The sequence below is a fragment of the Methanobrevibacter sp. genome (assembly GCF_045130115.1).
GTDB lineage: Archaea > Methanobacteriota > Methanobacteria > Methanobacteriales > Methanobacteriaceae > Methanocatella.
On the sequence record NZ_JBGUPC010000051.1, the window covers coordinates 1 to 24,063 of the forward strand.

Annotated in this window: 15 protein-coding genes; 12 read left to right on the forward strand and 3 right to left on the reverse strand. The window is 38.1% G+C overall.

Features of this window, described 5'->3' with window-relative positions:
* The 7 genes from rbr (ACJMML_RS08705) to ACJMML_RS08735 form a co-directional block, all read left to right on the forward strand.
* Window positions 1-527, forward strand: a 527-nt coding sequence (gene rbr / locus ACJMML_RS08705; protein WP_405306928.1) for a rubrerythrin, incomplete at its 5' end; no start/stop codon positions are given.
* 39 nt (window positions 528-566) lie between these two features.
* Window positions 567-899 carry a hypothetical protein gene (locus ACJMML_RS08710; RefSeq protein WP_405306929.1) on the forward strand — a complete coding sequence of 111 codons (333 nt, stop codon included), beginning with the start codon at window positions 567-569 and terminating at the stop codon, window positions 897-899.
* A gap of 69 nt (window positions 900-968) precedes the next feature.
* Window positions 969-1,514: a rubrerythrin gene (rbr, locus tag ACJMML_RS08715; RefSeq protein WP_405306930.1), complete on the forward strand. Its 546-nt coding sequence runs from the start codon at window positions 969-971 to the stop codon at window positions 1,512-1,514.
* A gap of 86 nt (window positions 1,515-1,600) precedes the next feature.
* A complete protein-coding gene (locus tag ACJMML_RS08720) occupies window positions 1,601-3,010 on the forward strand; it encodes a nicotinate phosphoribosyltransferase (protein ID WP_405306931.1) in 1,410 nt (469 codons plus the stop codon).
* Between the two features lie 9 nt (window positions 3,011-3,019).
* Window positions 3,020-3,991, forward strand: a complete 972-nt coding sequence (bsh, locus tag ACJMML_RS08725) for a choloylglycine hydrolase (protein WP_405306932.1) — start codon at window positions 3,020-3,022, stop codon at window positions 3,989-3,991.
* 81 nt (window positions 3,992-4,072) lie between these two features.
* Window positions 4,073-8,269: a C1 family peptidase gene (locus ACJMML_RS08730; RefSeq protein WP_405306933.1), complete on the forward strand. Its 4,197-nt coding sequence runs from the start codon at window positions 4,073-4,075 to the stop codon at window positions 8,267-8,269.
* 8 nt (window positions 8,270-8,277) lie between these two features.
* Window positions 8,278-12,759: a C1 family peptidase gene (locus ACJMML_RS08735; RefSeq protein ID WP_405306934.1), complete on the forward strand. Its 4,482-nt coding sequence runs from the start codon at window positions 8,278-8,280 to the stop codon at window positions 12,757-12,759.
* A 3-nt stretch (window positions 12,760-12,762) separates the two neighbouring features.
* Here ACJMML_RS08735 and ACJMML_RS08740 read toward each other — a convergent pair whose 3' ends face one another.
* Window positions 12,763-13,473, reverse strand: coding sequence for a thymidylate synthase (locus ACJMML_RS08740; protein WP_405306935.1), 711 nt, complete (start codon window positions 13,471-13,473; stop codon window positions 12,763-12,765).
* Between the two features lie 261 nt (window positions 13,474-13,734).
* Here ACJMML_RS08740 and ACJMML_RS08745 point away from each other — a divergent pair, with 261 nt between their 5' ends.
* Together ACJMML_RS08745 and ACJMML_RS08750 are read left to right on the forward strand one after the other, a co-directional pair.
* Window positions 13,735-16,803 (forward strand): hypothetical protein, encoded by a 3,069-nt coding sequence (locus ACJMML_RS08745; protein ID WP_405306936.1) that lies wholly within the window; start codon window positions 13,735-13,737, stop codon window positions 16,801-16,803.
* Window positions 16,804-17,029: 226 nt separating this feature from the next.
* Entirely contained in the window at window positions 17,030-19,843 is a 2,814-nt protein-coding gene (locus ACJMML_RS08750; RefSeq protein ID WP_405306937.1) for a pectate lyase-like adhesive domain-containing protein, read from the forward strand.
* A gap of 173 nt (window positions 19,844-20,016) precedes the next feature.
* Here ACJMML_RS08750 and ACJMML_RS08755 read toward each other — a convergent pair whose 3' ends face one another.
* Complete coding sequence (locus ACJMML_RS08755; protein WP_405306938.1) at window positions 20,017-20,583, reverse strand: sugar O-acetyltransferase; 567 nt, start codon at window positions 20,581-20,583, stop codon at window positions 20,017-20,019.
* Window positions 20,584-20,759: 176 nt separating this feature from the next.
* Between ACJMML_RS08755 and ACJMML_RS08760 the strand changes: the two genes are divergently transcribed.
* Together ACJMML_RS08760 and ACJMML_RS08765 are read left to right on the forward strand one after the other, a co-directional pair.
* Window positions 20,760-21,374 (forward strand): TetR/AcrR family transcriptional regulator, encoded by a 615-nt coding sequence (locus tag ACJMML_RS08760; protein WP_405306939.1) that lies wholly within the window; start codon window positions 20,760-20,762, stop codon window positions 21,372-21,374.
* Window positions 21,371-22,216, forward strand: coding sequence for a CPBP family intramembrane glutamic endopeptidase (locus tag ACJMML_RS08765; protein WP_405306940.1), 846 nt, complete (start codon window positions 21,371-21,373; stop codon window positions 22,214-22,216). The genes ACJMML_RS08760 and ACJMML_RS08765 overlap by 4 nt, the downstream gene beginning before the upstream one ends.
* 12 nt (window positions 22,217-22,228) lie before the next feature.
* On the opposite strand, the gene ACJMML_RS08770 is transcribed toward ACJMML_RS08765, so the two are convergent.
* Entirely contained in the window at window positions 22,229-22,921 is a 693-nt protein-coding gene (locus ACJMML_RS08770) for a hypothetical protein (protein WP_405306941.1), read from the reverse strand.
* A gap of 490 nt (window positions 22,922-23,411) precedes the next feature.
* Between ACJMML_RS08770 and ACJMML_RS08775 the strand changes: the two genes are divergently transcribed.
* The gene (locus ACJMML_RS08775) at window positions 23,412-23,984 is read left to right on the forward strand and encodes a cupin domain-containing protein (RefSeq protein ID WP_405265873.1); all 573 of its coding nucleotides are present in this window, start codon (window positions 23,412-23,414) and stop codon (window positions 23,982-23,984) included.
* Window positions 23,985-24,063 lie beyond the last annotated feature (79 nt).

Consider the following 24,063-nt stretch of genomic DNA (forward strand, 5'->3'; position numbering starts at 1 on the left):
CAAAAACTGAAGCAAACTTACAAGCAGCTTTTGCTGGTGAGTCCCAAGCACATACTAAATACCAATACTTTGCTGCAAAAGCAAAAGAAGAAGGTTACGTTCAAATCCACGATATTTTCATGGAAACTTCCAAAAACGAAAGAGAACACGCTAAAATCTGGTACAAAATTTTACACGATGAAGAAATTCCAGACACAATAGCAAACCTCAACGCAGCAGCAGACGGTGAAAACGAAGAATGGACTTCCATGTACAAAGAATTCGCAGAAACCGCAAAAGAAGAAGGTTTCCCAATGATTGCATTCTTATTTGAAAAAGTAGGAGCAATCGAAAAAGAACATGAAGAAAGATACAGAACCTTACTTGCAAATGTTGAAAACGATGCTGTATTCAACAAAGAAGCAGATATCGAATGGAAATGTGAAAACTGTGGATTCGTATTTTCAGGACCTAACGCACCTGAAAAATGTCCTGTATGCGGACTTCCTAAAGCACACTTCGAAGAAAGAGCTACCAACTTCAAATAAGCTCTTTAACTTTTTTTCTTTTTTTAATTTTGTGATTCAATGAACAAAATGGTCATATTTTTAATCAGACACCCTCGCCACACTGACGTATCAATAAGGGGGCTGGTTGATGGAGACTACCTGTTTGACGAGCAGGCAAAGGAGTATGCCGAGGGAATAATCCAGTATTATCAGGGAGATAACCTGAGATGGGAATTTCCCGCAAACCAGTTCATGAAGCATTCGATTAAATGGAATGCCTATGAGGAGCTTAAGGATTATATATCAAGCGTTGAAGAGGATTTGGCATTGAAGATTTTTGAAGGCGACAGGAATGTGGCCTATATCTCATATGAGGATTTTAAAATCGATAGGGAAGTTCTAACCTGGTAATTTGTTACTTATTGGTAACTAAAACTATAAATATCATATGATTAATATTATACAAAAGGAGATGATAAAATGGCAGATTTAAAAGGATCTAAAACCGAAGAAAATTTAAAAGCAGCACTTGCTGGTGAATCTCAAGCACGTGTAAAATATGAATTTTACGCATCCCAAGCTAAAAAAGATGGTTACGTTGAAATAAAAGAAATTTTCCAAGAATCATCCGACAATGAAAAGGAACACGCTAAAATCTGGTTCAAATTATTGAACGGTGGAGGAGTACCTGACACTTTAACCAACCTTGCAGATGCAGCAGCAGGTGAAAACCACGAATGGACCGTAATGTACAAAGAATTTGCAGAAACCGCACGTGAAGAAGGCTTTGATGACATTGCAGCATTATTCGATGCAGCAGGTGCAACCGAAAAGGCACACGAAGACAGATACAACGCATTGTCCGATAAAATCGAAGCAGGTAAAGTGTTCAAGAAAGATGAAGAAATCGCATGGAAATGTAACAACTGTGGATACATTCATTATGGAAAAGAAGCTCCAGAAGTTTGCCCATTATGCGATCACCCACAAGCACACTTTAGAAAACAAGATACTAGTTACATCTAGATTCTTTTTTCTTTTTTCTTTTTTCTTTTTTTTTTTCGTAACATTTATATTATGCGACTATCTAATATCTATTAAAAAGTGATATTATGATAGAAAATAATATTTGTCTTTTAACAGACAGTTATAAGGTAACTCATCACTATTTCTATCCAAAAGGCACTGAAAAGATTTATTCATACCTTGAAAGTAGAGTAGGTGCTGAGTTTAACAAAACAATTTTTTACGGACTTCAATATATCATTAAAAAATATCTTGAAGGAAAGATTGTCACTCAGGAAAAGATTGACGAGGCAGACAACCTGATTGCCAATCATATAGGTCCGGATATCTTCAACAGGGATGGCTGGCAATATATCTTGGATGAACATGACGGATATTTGCCGATTGAAATAAAGGCAGTTGCAGAAGGTACTCCGGTTGATGTGGGCAATGCACTGATGACAGTCGAAAACACTGATGATAAGTCATATTGGCTGCCTAATTACCTCGAACCTCTTCTATTGCAGGTCTGGTATCCTTCAACTGTTGCAACTCTTTCAGCAGAGGTCAGAAAGCTGTGCAATTTCTATCTTGAGGTGACAGGGTCTGTAAAGGATAATCTTGACTTCATGCTTCATGATTTCGGATACAGGGGAGCGACTTCAACCGAATCATCAATGCTTTCCGGATCCGCCCATCTGCTCAGCTTTTCAGGAACCGACACCATTGCGGCATTGGCTATGCCTGAAAACTATTACAATGACTCAAACTTATATGGGTTTTCAGTTCAGGCAACAGAACACAGCGTGATGACCTCTTTAGGTCCTGAAGGTGAAATTTCACAGATTCTGAATGTCATCGATAATGCAAAGGATGGAGTCCTGTCATTGGTTATAGATTCATATAACTACAGGAATTTCCTCGAAGAGGCCGGAAAATCAGGAACAGAATTGAATGAGGCCATCTTGAATTTCCTGGATGGCGAAGATAACAAGGTTGTATTCAGGCCGGATAGCGGTGAACCTGTATCCACAACAATTGACTGTCTGAATCTGCTCTCCGAAGGCTTTGGAAGCCATTTGACCGACAAGGGATATAAGGTATTTGATTTAAACATCGGACTTCTGTGGGGTGACGGTCTCAATTATCAGAAAATCCGTGATATTCTCTTTGCCATGAAATCTGCCGGATGGGCAGCGCAGAACATCATATTCGGTATGGGAGGAGGATTGCACACTGCAGTCAATCGTGACACCCAAAGGAATGCCTTCAAATGTTCCGCCCAATTGCGCGACGGCGTATGGCATGACATATTCAAAAACCCCCTTGATTCAAGCAAAAAATCAAAGACAGGAAGATTTAAGTTAATAAGAGAAAATAATTCATTCAAAACAGTTTCAATTGATAGCGAAGGCGAGGATTGTCTGCAGACAGTCTTTAGGGATGGCGAACTGATGATTGATGATACATTTGCTGATATCAAGCAAAGGGCATTGAAATATTCAAATTTTTTATGAGGTGAAATAATGTGTACTGCAAGCAATTACATAACCGATGACCATTATTTTGGTCGTAATTTTGACTATGAGATATCATATAATGAAAGGGTTACAATAACTCCCAGAAACTTTGAATTCGAGTTCAGGAAAATCGATTCGATAAAAACCCATTATGCAATAATAGGGATAGCTGCAGGTATTGACGGATATCCATTGTATTATGATGCATGCAATGAAAAGGGCCTGGCTATTGCAGGTCTGAACTTTGCTGGTAATGCAGTCTACAGGGAATTTGAGGAAGATATGGTCAATATCACTCCATTTGAGCTGATTCCATATCTTCTTGGAACATGTTCCAGCGTTGCTGAAGCCCGTGATGCATTGGATAAAATCAATCTCGTTAACATCAACTTTGCTGATGAGCTTCCATTGTCTCCACTTCACTGGATGATTTCCGATGAGATTGAGGCGATAGTGGTTGAACCGTTGGCAGACGGCCTGAAGGTCTATGACAATCCAGTGGGGGTCCTGACTAACAACCCTCCTTTCGATAAGCAGCTGTTTTACCTGAACAACTATAGGGGATTGTCAAACAAAAATCCTGAAAACACATTCGGTGTTGATCTGGAAGAGTATTCAAGAGGAATGGGTGCAATCGGACTTCCGGGGGATTTGTCTTCAGCATCAAGATTTGCAAAGGTGGCATTCACCCGTGCAAACTCATACTCCGACAGCGATGAGGCAAGCAGTGTGGGCCAGTTTTTCCATATACTTGGCTCAGTAGAGCAGCAGAATGGCTGCACTTTCATAGATGATCCTGATTTGTACGAGTACACCATATATACTTCATGCTACAACACAAACAGGGCAATCCTGTATTACAGGACATATCATAATTCACAAATCACTGCTGTCGATTTGAACAGTGAGGATTTGGATTCATCCGAATTGATAAATTATCTTTTAATTAATGAAGAGCAATTTAACTTCATTAATTAAATTTTTCCTTTTTTTCTAAACAAGTATTTATATTATTAAAGCCAAATATAGAAATATTATAAATCGTTTCACGATTTTCACATGTTTAAATTGTTGAACGGAGGAAATGGCTTGAAAAATTATAAAATAATTGCATTATTTTCATTATTGTGTCTGTTGATTCTGATACCTGCAACATATGCTATGGACAACCAGACAGCTTTGGAAGTAAGTGATGAGGGTAATGTGATAAGTGGAGAGTATTATTTCGACGCTAATGTTGAAAATGATACTGGAGACGGATCTCAGGACAATCCATACAAGGAGCTCGCCTCAAGTAGAGTTAAGGATAATTCCATAATCTATTTAAATGATGGCGAATATCAATTGGATTCCATGATTAATAGTAGAAACCTGACTGTCATAGGTCAAAATCCCAAAAACACTGTAATCACATATAATAATAATGTAGGTTTTGGTGCTGTAAGTTCACTTACTCTTAAGAATCTGACTTTAGTCAGCCTTGCCGTTTCCGACTATTCAAGTGCAGTCATCACTGCTGAAAATGTGATTTTCAGGGATTCAACAACAGGATCTGTAAGTACCACTTTAAATAGCCGTGTATATCTTGATAACTGTACCTTTTCGAATAATCACGCTACCTCTGGCGGTGCAATAAACATCAACACGGGCAGTTTGGAAATCGTTGACTCATTATTCGTGAACAATTACGCCGAAAGGTATGGTGGAGCAATTTATCTTCGTCAAGCTGAATTCATTGGAAGAAATGTTGCCATTATCAATTCCACATCCATAATGGGTGGAGCGGTAACCTCAGTCTATACAAATATGAACTTGGTTAATGTTACCTCCAGAAACAACCATGCAAAGTATGGTGGAGGTGCAATTTATGCGCTTTTCGGTTCACTTTCCCTTAACAACTCCACTTTCATCAATAATTCTGCAAAAGACGGTGGTGCTCTATTTGTTGATGAGGTAAATAATTTCATTCCATTCAATAACAGTTTCACAGATAATTCTGCAGTAAGCATTGCAGGTGCAGTATACTCAGCAATCAGCAGAAATCTGAATCACGGTTCTGTTCTCAATGAGTCCCTAATGAATTCATTTTTCAACAATACTGCAAGCCTTGAAAATGATGTTTATGAATGTGAAGCGATTAATCTTAACTATAACTCTTCTCAAAATTACATGATTATACGCTCCGGGCCTGAATATGATTCCAGTTTGCCTGCAAGCTATGATTTGAGGCAATATTACTTGGTCACACCTGTCAGGGACCAGGGATCCAATGGAAACTGCTGGGCATTTGCCTCATTGGCTTCACTTGAATCATGCATCCTCAAAGCAACCGGAACCCCTTATGATTTCTCCGAAGAGAATATGAAAGACCTGATGGCTACTTTTTCAAGCTATGGATGGCAAATGGAAACTAACACTGGAGGATATGACCGTATGGGTCATGCTTATCTTACAAGCTGGCTTGGACCTGTCAATGAAACTCAGGACAGGTATATCATAGGAGAGGTATTGTCTCCAGTCTTGAACAGCATTTTCCATGTTCAAAATATTCTGTTCTTAGAAAGAACCGGCTATACAGATAATGATAAAATCAAACGGGCAATAATGAGTTATGGTGCTGTTTCAACAAGCATTCACTGGTATCAATCTTCCGATGGAACTGACGTGTACAGAAATGGAAAGAATATCTATTGGAACAGGTCTGACAAGGGGGCAAACCATGCCGTGGCAATTGTCGGATGGGATGACAACTATTCAAGGAATAACTTTAAAACTACCCCTCCGGGCGATGGGGCCTGGATAATCAAGAACAGTTGGGGTATGGCTTATGGTAGTGAAAATGGATATTATTATGTTTCATATTATGACAAGTCATTGGCTCCTTTAAACAATCCTTACTCCACATATGTTTTCCTGTTCAATGAATCTATAAAATATGACAAGAATTACCAGTATGATGTCAGCGGAAGGACAGATTTCTTTTTAAACGAATCCAATACAGTCTGGTACAAGAACAAATTCATAGCAACTGACAATGAATTATTGTCTGCAGTTTCAACATATTTTGAAAAGAACACTGTTTGGGAGCTGTCAATATATGTAAACAATGTTTTAAGGCATGTCCAATCAGGTACTGCAACTCCTAGCTATTCCACAATTGAATTGAGCAGCTTCATTCCGCTTAATCTTGGAGATGTCTTTGAAGTCGAATTCAAGATTACAGTTGATAATGAGGCAGGCGTTCCGATTTCAGAGGATATAATTGCATCAGGCGCTCCAATCAATAAGCAGCTATTCCATGAAAACATTTCACTCATAAGCTATGACGGTGAAAACTGGACTGATTTCTACGGTTTAGAATGGGCATATTCAACTCATTCCTATGCAACACAGGTGGCCTGCATAAAGGCATTTACAATATTGAGTGAGGTCAACACAACCACCAAACTTTCCATAAATGTTGCCGACATGTTTGAAATCGAAGCCCAGGTTTTAAATCAATATGGTCTTCCGGTAACAGGAGGAAATGTCACATTCACTATTGACGCTAAAGATTATGTTGTAAGCGTTGTCAATGGATGGGCTACACTGAAAATACCGTTGAGTCTCGATGAATATGAAGTTTCAGCAGTATACGACAATGCAGGTTACATCTCATCACAGGATAACATTGAATTTAATACATCATTGATGAATACCCAAATTTCCTTAGAAATTAATGAGCATAATCCGATTAACATTACTGCACATGTTGTTAATGAGCATGGATATGTCATAGATTATGGTAACGTCACATTCACTATTGATGGCGTTCCTTATACAATAGATGTTGTCAATGGAACTGCATCACTGGTAAAAGTGCTCAAAATAGGCAAACATAATGTTTCAGCCGTTTTCAATTCAATTTATTATTATAATTCATCAAGTACTTTCAGACAATTTGATGTTAGTCTGATAAGGACAAATGTTAATTTGTCAATCAGCGATATTCACAACCCTATTGTCATTAGCGTAAATGTAAGTGACGAATTTGGCAATGCATTAACCGAGGGCAATGTCACATTTATTTTGGATGGTGAGGTTTTCACCCTAAATCTAACTGGCGGGGAAGTCAGCTTTTCCAGAGTATTTTCAGCCGCATTGCATAATGTTTCTGTTGTGTACAACGGTGTTGAGTATTATTATAATTCTTCTGAAGTTTATCGTGAGTTCGATGTTAGTTTGATAGATTCAAATATCACATTGGCAATCGATAATGAGTATAATCCTGTTGTCATCACAGCCTACGTCACTGACCAATACGGCAATTCCATAAACATGGGCAATGTCACTTTTATTGTTGACCAAACACCATATGTTGTTGATGTGGTTAACGGAGTAGCCAGATTGAATTATTGCTTTAAGAATGTAGGTTTAAATTATGTCTATGTGACATTTAATGGAATGGAGAATTATTATAGTTCATCAGATTCATCAGCAAATGTTACCGTAAAGACCACTGTGCTGTCAAGTGATGCGACAAAAACATATAATTCCAAATATTCCTTCACTTTATTGGATAATTATGGAAATCCATTAGATAAGAGAACAGTTTTAGTCACTATCGGATCTAAAAGGTATGAGATAATCACTGATGCAAATGGTGTGGGTAATGTTGATATAACCTTAAATCAGGGCATTTACTCAGTAAAAATCATAAATCCTATTAATAATGAGTCAAAAACTCAAACCGTTAAAGTCATTAATAGAATAACTGAAAATAAAGCGGTAACAATGTATTATGGTGCGGGCAAATACTATAAGGTCAGGGTATTCGATGATAACGGAAATATCGCCAAAAGGGTTAAGGTGACCTTCACAATAAACAATAAAAAGTACACAAGGACAACTGACGACAACGGCTATGCATCATTTAAAATCTCATTGAAATCTGCCAAATACACAATCGTTGCCGAATATAAAGGATTCAAGGTATCAAATAAGATTACAGTCAAATCTACATTGATTACCAAAAACATCAATGTCAAAAAGGGAAAGACAATCAAGTTTAATGCTAAATTATTGAATAATAAGGGTAAAATCCTAAAGTATAAGAAAATCACATTCAAATTCAAGGGCAAAACCTACAAGGTCAAGACAAATAAGAAAGGAATTGCCACATTAAAGATTACCAAAAAATACAAAGTTGGAAAATATACCATTACAACAAGCTACGGCAAATTAAATGTTAAAAACACAATTAAAATTAAAAGATAGGTGATTTGGTGTTTAATAAAAGATTATTGCTATTGTTTTCAATAGCCTTAATTTTATTTATTGTTCCATCTGTTTTTGGAGCGGATAACGGTACGGTATGCCTTGACTCCAGCTCAGATACCCAAATCCTATCTGATGATGTCTACTTTGACAGCAATGCCACAAATGACCATGGCGAAGGAACGGCCGATGATCCTTATAGGGAATTGCGTGACGGCAGGATACTTGACAATTCAGTGATTCATCTTAAGAATGGGGAATATGAACTTTCCCAAATCACTTCCCATAAAAACATTTCCATAATAGGTCAGGACGCTTCAAAAACAATTGTCAACGGTAATGGGAATACCTTGCGTGTGGATGAACGCCTTTTTTTAGCAAATGTAACTCTCTGTAATCTGAACATACTGAATCAAGGTAATCTGATAGCTTCAGATGCAATTTTCGCCAACTCTACAGCAACCAAATCAGGCGGATTCGGAAACAGTTTGGGAGGCGTTATCTATTGCGTCAACGAGAATAATAATGCTTATCTGACAAACTGCACATTCATCAATAACTACGCGGGCTGTGGAGGGGCAATATATGTTAAAGGAGGAATTCTGGAAATCACCGATTGTGTTTTCATAAACAACACTGCACGCAATTACGGCGGAGCCATTGCAGCAGAGCCAAACTATTCCAAAGGCTCCAGTATTACAATCAAGCGTTCCAAGTTCATCAATGACACTTCACTTAAGGATGCCGGAGGGGCAGTCTATATCAAATCCGGAACATTTGCAGGTGAGGATTTAAATGTTTCCGGGTGCAGTGCCACTTTCGGAGGCGCTTTTGCTATTTTAAAATCTTATGTCTCATTGAATAATCTTTATGCCATTGATAATTCTGCTATTTATGAGGGAGGAGTCATTTATCAAATATACGGCAATTTGACAATTAAGGATTCACAATTATCTAAAAATCATGCCAGAAATGGTGGGGGACTGTTTGTGGACGATTCATATCTTCTTGATGTCCTCAACGTTTCATTCATTAACAATTCAGCCATTCTGGTTGGAGGCGCATTCTATTCACTTACCAATAATAATTATGATTTCAGGAATATCACATACATTAACAATACCGCTTTTGAGTTTGATGATTTGTATAGGCAGGACAACATGTCTGCAATATTTTTAAGCGGTGACTATACATTGTACAATCATATAATTGACGATTCTCCACTTCCTAGCTATTACAGTTCTGTTGATGAAGGTTATGTTACTCCAGCTAAAAATCAGCAGGACGGAGGAAACTGCTGGGCTTTTGCCTCATTGGCCACTCTTGAATCAGCAATATTGAAGGCTTCCGGCGATGAACTGGATCTGTCTGAGGAAAACATGAAGAATTTGGCATCCATCTACTCCCATTACGGATGGTCAATGGAAACCAATGAGGGCGGCTATGACAATATGGGCTTCAGCTATCTGACTAGTTGGCTGGGTCCTGTTCTCGATGCTTCTGATGAATACAATGGATTCACTGTTTTGTCACCTATGTTGGACGGCATTATGCATGTTCAGAATATCCTGTTCCTGAAAAGGTCCAGCTATAACGATAATGATGAAATCAAAAGGGCCATAAGGGATTATGGCGGTGTATACACACCTATTTATATGATAGCTCATTATGATTACAGCGCCAATAATTATGTGCAATGCTATAGGGGAAATCTTCCCTGCGACCATGCCGTTGAGCTGGTGGGATGGGATGATAATTTTCAGATGTCAGGTGCTCCGGGCAAAGGTGCATGGATAGCAAAGAACAGCTGGGGCAACGGATGGGGCAATACTGGTTACTTTTACATTTCATATTTCGACAACTCATGCCTCAAACCAGGCAAAAATGATGGAGGATATGCATTTATATTTAATGACACAATGAAATATGATAAAAACTACCAGTATGATATAGCTAAAACAGATTACTTTTTCAATACCACAAAGACAGTTTGGTACAAAAATATTTTCACAGCAACAGACAGCGAATACCTGGCGGCGGTTTCAACATACTTTGAAAAATACACCCATTGGGAGCTGACAGTCAAAGTCAATGACATGTTGAAGCTGATAAAATCAGGGGATTCACATGCGGGCTACTGCACTCTGGACCTGGGCCAGCTGATAGCGATGAATGTTGGGGATGTTTTTGAAATAATGTTTAAAATCACTGTCAATGGAGATGCGGGGGTCCCGATTTCTGAAGCCATTAGTTTAAATAATCGTTTTTATCATGAAAACATTTCATACATCAGTTATGATGGTAAAACATGGAGAGACATGTTCAATATAACCTGGGAATATCCAGAACACACCTATGAATCACAGGTGGCATGCATCAAGGCATTCACCATTTTAAATCCGATAAACGCTACAGTCGCAATGACTTATGAAAATAAAACCTCAGACAGGATAACAATCGTTGCCAATGTCCTGAATCAATGGGGATATCCTGTCAAATCAGGCAATGTGAGGTTTAATGTTGGCGGAGAAACATATGTCATTGCAATAAGTAACGGCATTGCCAAAATGGAGATCGACCTTGAATCAGTTAATGTCACAGCTGAATTTGATCAAGTAGGATATAATCCTGCCATGGCTCGGGCCGAATTAAGAAATCCGTTGCTTGATACAACCATGACATTGAACGTCACAGCAGGACATAATCCGATAAACATCACTGCAAATCTTGTGGATGAATACGGCAATCCTGTAAAATGCGGTAATGTTGTCTTTGACATTGCGGGTGTAAAATATAGTGTTGATGTAGTCAACGGCATCGCTAAGATAGCGGATCTTATAGTGTCTCCTCTAAAATTCACCGTAGATGCCCAGTATAATGATTTGTTCTACTACAATCCGTCCCATGCTATTGAATCAGTTGAGCTGTCACTTATCAACACAAAAATCTCTCTTGACATTACAACAACTGAGGCCAACAATCCTGTAAGCATCGTTGCGCATGTCCTGGATTTAAATGACAACCCTGTGGAATATGGAACAATTGCATTTTACATGTCAAATGAATTGGTTAAGTTAAGTGTTGTGAATGGAACCGCCAGAATTAACCACACTTTCAGGCAAAGCGGAGACAATGTCATTTATGTCACATTCTATGACAATGCCATTTATAACTCATCCGTTTACAGCGAAACCATATCTGTTTCAAAGATGAAGGTGAACTTGACTTTGGACATTTCAATTGTTGAAGATAATGCCTACTTGGCCATTGGAATTAAAGATTCTCCTCGTGGCTTTGTTATTAAACTTAGGGTCAATGATGATAATTACACATATTCGTCAACTGAATCATATGTGCGAAGCGAGCTTATAAATCTCAAAAAGGGTTCTTATAACTATATAATTGAATTGGTCAGTTCAATTTATGAGTCAGATAACCTTGTGGGCACATTCAATATCGTTCATCAAAAAACCCAAATTGAGGTATCCGGCACATCACTTTATTATAATGGTGATTATTCAGTTATTTTGAAGGACGAGTCCGGCAACATTGTTGCCAATAGGGATGTCTATTTGACAGTCGACGGCAAAACAATCAAGAAGCGAACTGATGGTCAGGGAAAGGCAGTATTCAATCTTGCAGTTCCAAGCGGAAGCTATGCAATAGACATTGATTTCATCGGTGATGATGAGTACATAAAATCATCAAAAAATACATATGTCAATATAAAATCAACTGTTGAGTTCAATTCAAATAAATATGTCCTCAACGCTAAATATTCCGCAACATTAAGGGATTCCAAGGGAAATCCGTTAAAGAATAAGCAGATTCAAATGATTTTCAATGGCATCAGCTATAAATTGAATAGTGACGCAAACGGGCAGATTTCCCTAAATGTCAATTTAAAGCCTGGAACCTATACAGTTAAAGTCACAAATCCGGCAACCGGTGAAGTCATGACTCAAAAGATTACTGTAGTCAAAAGGATAACTCAAAACAAGGATCTGAAGATGTATTATGGTGCAGGCAAATCTTATAAGGTCAAGGTGGTCGACGATTATGGAAAGGTTGCCAAAAATCTCAGGGTGACATTCAAAATCAGCGGTAAAAAGTACTATGCATATACTGACAAGAATGGTTATGCTTCCCTGAAGATTTCTAAAAAACCTGGAAAATATGTTATTGCTGCTGAATACAAAGGCTTTAAGGTGTCAAACAAGATAACCGTAAAATCAACAATTGTCACCAAGAACATCAAGGTCAAAAAATCAAAAGCCATCCAGTTCAAGGCAAAGCTTCTCAACTCCAAAGGCAAGGTCATGAAAAATAAGAAGATCACCTTCAAGTTCAAGGGAAAAACCTATAAGGTCAAGACAAATAAGAAGGGAATTGCCGTTTTAAAGATTACTAAAAAATATAAAAAGGGAAAATACACAATAACTTCCAAATATGGAGCACTGAAAATAAAAAATAGTATAAGGATAGTATAATCCTTATTTGTTCGCTTTGATTAGTTGGCGTGCAGCCTTTATGTCTGTATTGTAGATGTGTCCGGAAGTTGAGTGGTAGTGCACTCCTCCGAAGTTTAATTTTTCACCAACGATTTCCTTGTTGACTTCCTCTTTCATCTTAAGGCCCAAATAGGCAATGAAAAACATGTTTGAGTAGAATGCTCCGAAAATGTCGTTGCTTCTGAAGATGCAGTGGATTGTCAGTTCATTGTCACGGACAAGGCATTGAAGGAACTGAAGGCATGGAATGTCCTCCTCTTCGGCATCCTCCACAGGGTTGATTGTAACTGCCACAGCACGGTTTGAACCTGTTGCATTCAGAATTCTCTTTTTCATGGTTTCAAACTGGTCAACATCAAAATGGGCAAAGATACGATTAGGATAGGTATAAACGAATCCTTGGGTGTTGTTGATGATTGCAGGGTCATCCACAGATTGCACATAGTTGTATAAAGCATCGCTTTTGATTGGGTTTCCTTCCATATCAAATTTGCCTGCCTTGATATCTGCCAACATCATGTCTGTAGTGTAGTTTTGGTATTTTGCCCTGAACTTTAGGTTGAGGGGGTCGTCGATTATATAGAAATTTCCAAGGCTTTCCAACAAGTGATGATTGGAGTCCTTATATGTTTCCTTTCCGGTCTTTAGGATTTTATCGACAAAATCCAGATAACATTGATTAATTGATAACATAATAAAACAGTCCTTTTTAAATTATATTTAACTATGTTTCGCATAATATATATTTTTAATTAATCATCGATATTTTAAATATTCAGTTATTCTTATTTTTCATGAATGTATCTTGCTTTTTAAAAATTAAGTTGAGGGCATATTCAAGTATTTGTGGATATGCACTAAAAATGTAAAGTTTATATATGCATATTATACATAAATATATGTACTATATTTTTGTCGTGTATAGTTTACAAATCTAAAAGGGGGTGAAAACGAGTGAAAAAAGCGACGACTTTGATAATATTATCCATGTTTTTAGTTTTGATGTCAATGGCTACAGTCTGTGCAAATGAAAATGCTACTGAGGGTGACGCCTTAAGTGTTGATGATGCTGTAAATGATGCCATAGCTGCTGATCCTGAAACTAGAACCTTTGATGATTTGTCCGAATTGATTAATGGTACTGATGATGTTATTGAATTAAATGCAGACTATAAGTATTCTCCTGCGGATTCTGTTGCTAAGGGTGGAATTGTCATTGACAGACCTATAACTATTAATGGTAATGGCCACACTATTGACGCTTCAAAATCTGTCAGAATATTTATCGTCAATTCATCCAACGTTATTTTGAACAACATTAATTTCATCAATGGAAAGGCATCATCAGCTGGAGCAATTGGAGCAAATGAATTCGAAAACTTTACAATAAACAACTGTAATTTCTCAAATTGTTCTGCAGGTTCTGGAGGAGCTGTTTTAAGCAATGCAGATTATACTAAAATAACCAATTGTAACTTCAATGACAATCATGCAGACACTTCAGGCGGTGCGGTGCTTGTCAGAGGTAAGGGAAGTGTAATAGATAATTCCCGTTTCACTTCAAATGATGCCTGGACTACCAACCGAGGGCATGGTGGTGCAGTTTACTTTTCTGGGGCTGATGGATTGATAAACAATACCGTTTTTGATTCTAATAAAGGCCGTGCAAGTGGTGGAGCATTATATGTAGGGGGAGCTAGATTAAAAATCAACAACGCTTCATTTGTCAATAATTCAGGTACATATGGTGGTTCAATTTTTTCAGGAGCTTCCTATACAACAGTAGTTCATTCGACTTTTGAGGAGAATGAGGCTGAAGCTTACGGAGGTGCGATATATTTCTATTGGAACTATTATTCAACTGTTAAGAACAGTAAATTTACGTCAAATAGAGTAACAGGCCCTACAGGAGGTGCAATATACTCAGACGGTTACTATGATTTATATGAAAACGTTACCTTTGAAAATAATCAAGCGGAGTATGCAGGTGGTGCTCTTGCATTGATGGGTGTTCCAAATGCTAAAGTCAATGACTGTTACTTTGATTCCAATAAATGTAATCACCTCGGTGGAGGAGTCTATACAACCTCAGGCAGAGGATGCGAGATAAACAATTCCACATTTGTCAACTGTTATGCAGCATCAGGTGCGGGAGTGTATATGGTTTACTCAGATACTAATCCGAACAGTTATTCCAACGGACACATCAGAGATTCAAGGTTCTACAACAACACCGCCCGTTATGGAGGTGCTGGTGTCACTGCAACATCACATGCAACAATTGAAAATTCAGAATTCAAAGATAATACTGCAGGAAATTATGGTGGTGCAGTTAGCTTGACCCATGCGAGTATGATCAATTCCACTCTTGAGAACAACAGCGCCATATTTGGTGGGGCTGCATATATCCATGATTCAGATATCATTAACTCAACATTCGCTGACAATTCAGCACAAATCGGAAATGCAATCTATATTCTGAATTCATCAAGTCTTAGGGGCAATGATGTATCAGATGACGATGTATTCCTATATGACGATGACTTCCCTGGCAATGTGGTAGGTAATCAACACAATATTCGCGGATTGATGGAAACAGACCAAGGCTATTTCGCATACTGTTCAGAAAAATATAACTTAAGTCCATATAATGGGGTCTATGACGGTTCTATGGAGAAACTTAAAAATTCAATCAACCATCAGTCTATTGGAGATTATCTTAAAATCCTGATATACTATTATGTTGACAATTTCGAGGATTTGCATGATTATGACTTCTCCAATTATGTATGGGCATTCACTGACGGGGAATATTGGAATTCAGACGACCCTGTTGTACGTGAAGTAATAAGGTTATACGATTCAGGACTCAGAGTATCCACCGAAAACGGATGCAAAGTGCTTTCAAACGGCACTCTCATGTATTTCAATTTCTCATCATTGGTTACACCGGCAGGTGAGCAGAACCTGTTCCTTTTCAAGTTTTCCTATGAGGACGTCCTCAATGAAACCTTGACCAAGGAGGCATTGATAAACAAAACAGTTTATCTTGGTGATACTGTTGAATACAGGATTGTAATCAACAATAAGGGTTCATCTCCGGTTTATGGAAACTGGGTTGAGGATAAGGATTATTCAGAGGGTCTGGTATATAAAACCTGGAGATCTGAAGTCGGAAACTGGACTTACAATGAAGAGACCGGCCGCTGGACTTTGGATGTTCTTGAACCTGGTCAATCAGCGTCAATTATCTTAACATTCGGTGTGACCTTGGAAGGTTTGCTCTACAATAACGCAACCTCAGGTCTGGGTGTGGTCAATGTTTCAACAAGCGGTGACGGTTTCACAGCATACGTCAAAAATATGACAGTTGAAAAGAAAACATTGACTCCGCAGGTAAATGTTGGCGATCTGGCAGAATTTGAAATAGTTGTCACAAACACAGGTGATGTGGATTTGGATAACGTTTTCGTCTGTGAAAGCGAATACGATTCAGGGCTTGATTATGTTGACTTCGTTTCAGAGGTGGGAACCTGGAAGCATAGCGTAAATGAAGACGGTAAGCATGTGTTTACCCTGTCTGAAGTTCTTGAAGTGGATGATTCAGCTAGTTTCAGAGTCATATTTACAACCACTAATGTTGGAAACTTTTCAAACACTGTTACATCAGGTTATAACAATACCACTCTTTCAAATTCTACAAATACAACTGATGTTATAGGCAATGTGACTCCAACAGCTTCCGGTAATGAAAACAATGAAACAGAGGAGGAAACTATTGAGGACACTCCTGATGAATCTCCTGAGGAAACTCCTGTGGGATCTCCTGAGGAAACCGATGAGGAAACTCACGATGAAACTACTGATGATAAGAAGGACTCTGAAATCCATGAAAGCACTGTTGTTGAGGATAATCAAAAAGCAGTTTCAAAACATAATGTGGATGAGAAAGCTACTGGAAATCCAATAGTGGCTTTACTGTTAGCCATGATATTGATACCTATTAGAAGATTTAAAAAATAAATCTTCTACTTTTTTTTATTTTATTTTAAATATTTTCTATTTTTTATGATATTATATTAAGTTTATTCATTATTAATATGAAAATTTGAATAATTAAGACCATTTTTATTTTTTTTCAATCAATCTGTAAACTTTAAACTTTATATATCATGTAAAACAAACATAACGATACTATATGTTTTTTGTCTTGAGTATAGTTATAAACTGAAAAGGAGGTGAAAAACAAGTGATTAAAAAGACGAAGCTATTGATAATTGCGTTATTGGTATTGTTCATCTCAATAGGGGCGGTCTGCGCTCAGGAAAACATTACTTCAGAAGACATTGATGAGGCTGCCGATACCGAAGAGGCCGTTGATGTTGAATCTCCAGTTTTGGGCCAGGAAGGAACTTCAGAAGTTTTATCAGATGATTCAGTTGGAACTTTCTCTGAATTGGCTAAATTAATTTCTGATGCTCCTGCTGAAAGCACTATTACCTTAAATAAGAATTATACGCGCACTAGCGGCTATTATAATGGAATCAGTATTAACAAAAAGATTACTATTAATGGTAACGGTCATACTATTGATGCTAATGGCGGATCTAGAATCTTCAGCGTTTCCGGATCCAATGTACTCTTAAACAATATTACTTTCACCCATGCCAACGGTGATGTTGGGGTTGGGATTTATGTTACCGGATCTAACTTTAAGGTAATCAATTCCACATTTAAGGACCTTGTCGGTAGCGGTGCCACAGCCCTTTATTTGCAGGGAAATCGTCCTACTGTTCAGGATTGTAAATTTATAAATAACGTGGCTAATCATGAGGTGGGTGCGGCAATATATTTATATGGAAATTATGGAAAGATAATCAATTCATTGTTTGACCATAACTATGCCAGCACTGCTCCAAATCCAGATAATCCTTATAAGGATGGTGGAACGGTATATATATTTGGTGTTGGCACTACAATTGATGGATGTAACTTCACAAACAATGTCCAAACCAGAACAGGTGGTGGTGCGCTTTACTGTGGGGGATTTTATGGAGATTTGAAAAACTGCAGATTTATCAATAACTCCGCTACAAATGCTCATGGTGGTGGAGCATCTATTTTAGGCCATTATTGGGATGTTTTCAATACAGTTTTTGAAAACAATACCGCTTCCACTTACGGAGGAGGATTATTCTTCAATGCACAAAATGGCGTATTATACAATCTGACGTTCAATAACAACTCTGCTCACATGGGTGGAGGAGCATATCTTGCATATGATACCGCTCATCAGACTTATGTCCAATCAGCGGCCTCCAGCTTATATGATTCAAAATTCACAAACAATCATGCTATCTATGGTGGAGGGGCAATCGATGCCATATCCCGCTTTAAAATAAACAACTGTGAATTTGTAAACAACTCCGCAAACAACTATGGTGGTGCTGCAAGTATCGGTTATTCCACAATTACAAATTCAAGATTCTTTGATAACAATGCATCATTCGGTGGAGCCATATATTCATACGCATCTGATATCTCAAATTCAATTTTCGCCGATAATACGGCAACTAGGGCAGATTCCATCTACATTGCCTACCACTCAGAATTGAAAAACAATACGGGGGATGATGATGTTTACAACCCTGAAACACAGGGTGTTGAAATTACAGGCTCTCATGATGTTCAGCATATGCTGGAAACAAAAAGCGGATATTATGGATTCTGTTCTGAATTGTACAACCGCAATCCATATACCGGGGTGTATGACGATTCTATAGATCTCATCAAGAACGCCATCAACGGCAAGCCTGTCAAGGAGTATCTGAAAATTTTGATTTACAGGTTCCTTGATAACTTTGATGACCTGAAAAGGACTGGTTTCCACAATTATGTCTGGGCATTTACTGATAGGGAGTATTGGAATTCAAACGACCCTATTGTCAAAAGTGTAATTGAACTGTATGATTCCGGATTCAGGGTTCCTAGCCTAAATGCATGTAAAGTGCTTCCAAATGGAACATTGATGTACATCAACTTCACTTCAATGGTCACACCGTCTTCCCAGCAAAACCTGTTCCTTTTCAAGTTTGCATACGGGGAAGAGATTGATGAGGTTTTCACTAAGGAGGCCATACTCAACAAGACCGTTTACATTGGAGATACAGTTGACTACAGGCTTGTTATCAACAACAAGGGCAACCTTCCGGTATATGACAACTGGGTTGAGGATAAGGAACATTCCGACGGTCTGGTCTATCAGTCATGGAGATCAGAAATCGGAAACTGGACCTACAATGAGCAGATGCACCGCTGGTATCTGGATGTTCTGGAACCTGGCCAATCAGCATCCATTATCCTGACATTCGGTGTCACATTGGAGGGTTTGCTGCTTAACAATGCAGTCTCCGGTTTAGGTGATAAGAATGTTACCAACAGTGCTGCAGGATTTGAAGCTGAAAATCCGAACATGACCGTTCAAAAGAATACAGTAACTCCAAACGTTAATGTTGGAGATCAGGTGATGTTTGATATAGTCGTTATTAATACAGGTGATGTGAATTTGGATAACGTTTTCGTCTGTGAAAGTGAATTTGACTCAGGACTAGTTTATTTGGATTATGTTTCCAAGGTGGGAACCTGGAAGCATAGCGTAAATGAAGATGGTAAGCATGTGTTTACCTTATCCGAAGTTCTTGAAGTGGATGATTCGGCTAGTTTCAGAGTCATATTTAGAGCCACTGAAGCTGGAAACTTTTCAAATACTGTTACTGCAGGTTTCAACGATACCACTCTTTCAAATTCTACAAACACAACTGAGGTTGCAGGTAATAAAGCTCCAAACATTCCTGAACCCGATACAAACAACACAATTGAAACAAATTATTCTCTCAAGAAGGTAACACCTAAGAAAGAGAATGTGACTAAAAAATCCAAAGAGGTTGATGATGAGCAAAAGACAGTTCCAAAACCTCATGTAGATGAGAAAGCTACTGGAAATCCATTAACGGCTTTGTTGTTAGCCCTGATATTGATACCTATTAGAAGATTTAAAAAATAAATCTTCTACTTTTTTTATTTTTTGATATAGATTGACCTGTTAAAACTATTGATGTTTCAACTTTCTTTTTAAAATTCAGCAGATGAATTTCATTATTTTCATAGAAATACTTCGAACATTAATTTAATCGAATCTCTTTTTAATTATATTGCAGGTGATGGGAGTCGGTTTTGCTATTCAATTTTTTTGATGAGTTTCGCAGGTACTCCGCCAACTATGCTTTTGGCATCAACGTCTTTGGTGACAACTGCTCCAGCTGCAACGATGGCACCTTCGCCAATTGTTACTCCAGGTAAGATTGTGGCATTTGAGCCTATCCAGACCTTGTTCTTGATATGTATAGGGCTTGGATGCAGTTCAGCTCTTTTTTCAATGTCAAAATCATGATTCAATGTTAAAAGGCAAACGTTATGACCAATCAAAACGTCATTGCCGATGTATATTCCGCCCTGGTCCTGCATGGTGCAGTTGGAATTGATGAATACGTTTTCGCCGATATGTATGTTTTTTCCGCAATCTGTATGGAATGGGGGAATGAGATTCAATGTTTCGTTAACTTCCTGTCCGGTCAGCTCGGCCATTATCTGCCTGATCTCCTCTTCAGTGTGGTACTCACAGTTCAGCTTCATCTTGATTCTTGTAGCTTCCCTGAGGAATTCATCACATAATTCCTGGGCTTCTGAGGGGAAATGAATTGTTTTTCCACTATTTACATGTTCTAAAAATTCTTCTAAATCCATATTGTATTATTTATATTACTCAATTTTTAATCCTTACTAATCTTGGCGAAAATATTTATATACTATAATTTTCAAATTATAATTAAAAACCGACTAATAGTCGAAAAATAATAGTGAAGGAAATGAGGTTAATTGTAATATAAAAACCAATTTATAGTTTATTTATGGAGGAAATTATGAAAAAAGGAGAAAAAAGGAAAAAAGAGTTGTTGAAGATAGCTTATGACATGTTTCTCACACAGGGATATGAGAATACCAGCGTTGACGAAATCATAGAAAAAGCGCAGATAGCTAAAGGCACATACTACTACCATTTCCAAAGTAAGGAGCAGATGCTCGAAGAGGTCATAGGCATGATGATTGACAGTGAGAAAGAAATGGCAGAGCAGGTTATCACAATGGATGTTTCAGTACCGCAGAAAATAGTCATGATACTCGCATCAGTAAAACCTAGCGAAGCAGAACAGCCCATAAAGAACGCTCTTTTCCAGCCGGAAAATGTGTTGATGCACCATAAAGTCAGAAAAAAATTGATTGATGTTCTCACTCCACTTTTATCTGAAGTTATAGAGGAGGGAGTAGAGGAAGGCATCTTTGAATGTGACAATATTCCTGAACGTGTTAGGATGCTCCTAATCATCAGCGATGGCACGTTTAATGAAGGCACTTTTAGTGAAAAGGATATTTCCGTCTTTATAGAAATGACTGAAAAGCTTCTTGGGGCGCAAAAGGGAACAATGAGTTTCATTTACGGTCTGATTGATAAAAACGATATGGAGGCTGTCGAGTGAGCAGTACTGGACAATACAAATATAAACCGGTTCTGTTTTTTGCTCTGGCATATGTTTTCACATGGATATTTTGGATTCCTGCAATCTTTTTGCCGGAAAGCATCAGTCCATTGCTCATGCTGATAGGCCTTATGGCACCGGCTATTGTGTCTACAGTTTTCATCATGGCTTCAGGATCAGATCTACTTAAGCGGGACTTCAAGAATAAGATTGTCGGCTTTTACAAAGTAAAATGGCTGAACGTAGTTTGGGCCGTGATTGTATTTGCGATTATAATAGCCTGTTCCATTTTGCTGTCCCTTCTCTTCGGACAGTCAATTAACCAGTTTTCCCTCACTGAAAACTTCTCTTTTACCGGTGTCGGAATAGCGGGAGCATTCATCACCATTACAATTGCTTCGATAATTGAAGAGGTGGGATGGAAAGGATACTGTGAGGATTCAATCGGCAACTATATGAACTGGTTTTGGGAATCCATGATTTTTGGAGTGCTGTGGTCTTTATGGCATTTTCCTTTAATATTTATCCCGGGAACCTATCAGGCGGGCCTTATGGTGAATCCTCTTTATGTGATAAATTTTTTCGTGAGCGGAATCCCTATGGGATTTGTCATTACATGGGTCTATCTTGAAAGTGACCGTTCGATATTGGCTTGCATGATATTCCATTTCTTCGTCAATTTCATGCAGGAGAAAATAGCGTTGACTCCAGAGACAAAATGCCTGGAGACAATAATGATAACGTTGGTTACAGTTATCATAGTCATGGCTAAAAAAGACATGTTCTTTGAAACTCGCCATGTCGGAAGGCTACTTGAATACAGCAGCAAGCAGCAGGAATAATCAGGTAAAATATCAGCTTGTATATCTTACCATCAGGCCGAAGAGATCCTTTGTCCAGTCGGTTGAATTCTGTGCGGTTATGTTTTCGGGAATCTCATATACGAATGTCGGATATCCTGCCTTTGCAATCGGGCATGAGACAAGCTTTGCTGAGGTTGAATTGTATGACTCCTTGCCGGTTTTCGGATAATATCCGAAGTCGCTTGTTGCATGGATTTTTTTGGCTATTTCCACTGAGGCATCATCCATTTCTGGAGTGGCAAGATAGTATCCCTCGCCATAGTCCTCCATATGTGAATGGCTGATGATTACGCAGTTTGCACCTGATTTTGTCACATCCGGATTCACATAGTCATGAACAAGCTTTTCTCCATTGGCCCTTCCCTTGTCGTAGTCATTGGCGTCTTTTGTCACATTAACCTGGTAGTGTATGATATTGACTTCGGAATGGCCGTTGGCATATTCCATGGCCGCCTGAATTTCAGGGTCTATTGAAAGTTTTTCTCTTGGATGAATCCCTGTAATTAGTGCAATTGTCTCTTCGGAGGTTTCACATCCGTAAATAAGTCTTTCAACAGTTCCTAAATCGTTGTTTGCAAGTACCTTGTATGGAGCATACTTGTCATGGTATTCTTCATAAGCCATTGCGGCACCAAGAGCCAATAAAATTAAAAAAATTAGAATGACTTTTGTTCTTCTTTTCAATGTTTCACCTTGTATATAATTTTTTAATTTTACAATTAATAATTTTTTGGTGAAAAAGCCCTTAATCAAAAAAAAAGAATAAGGCCGGATTGCTCCAACCTTATCCGCCAATTTTAGTTGTCTCATAACTAATATGTTTCTCATAATTTATCGTAAAGAAAGGGGAAAATTCTTTACGTTATAGTGTTTGTACTCGAAGTATTTATTATTTTTCTTTGTTTTTAGGCTAATTTCACTGATTTAATGCAATTTTACAATATTAAAACTTTCAAATTAAAATATTATGCATTTTTCGCTGCAGTTTCATGGGACAAGAACAATTTTTCCCCATAAATCCAATGATTTTTTTTGAATGAACAATAACTTTTTTCAAATTAATCTCCATAAAATTAAATAAACTCCCAATTTTAGGATACTTTTAAATATATTATAAAATATAGTTATTAATACTTAAATCTTTTAAGTGACAATTCAAAATTGAGTGAAAAATATGACAAACGAAGACTTTGCAAAAAAGATAAAAGACATTAGAGAAAGACAAGACATGTCAATTGAAGACCTGGCCGAGAGAAGCGGCGTAAAGCTTGAAGTATTACAGGCTATGGAAGCTGGAGAAGTTATTCCGTCCCTCACCCCATTAACAAAAATGGCAAGGGCATTAGGCGTAAGGCTGGGCACATTCCTGGATGACACTCCGGAACTCGGACCGGTAATTACAAGAGGTGGCGTAACCGAAAACTCACTTTATTTCTCCGGAAGGGAAGACGTGACCAACGCAACCAACCTTGAGTTCCACTCACTGGGCGCAGGTAAGATTGACAGAAACATAGATCCTTTCTTAATCGACATCGAGTTTGAGGAAGGCGAAAAGGAACTTTCATCTCACGAAGGAGAAGAGTTCATCTATGTTTTAGAAGGCGAAATCGAAGTAATCTATGGAAAGGACACATTCACTATAGGGGAAGGCGACACAATATTCTATGACTCAGTAGTGCCTCACCACCTGCACGCTAGCGGCAACGACAAGGCAAAGATACTTGCTGTGCTCTACACTCCATACTAAATATAATTGAGGGCTTGATAATATGTTTGAAATATCACAAATGACAAAGGACAATGCTGTAATTAAATTTTTCACTCGT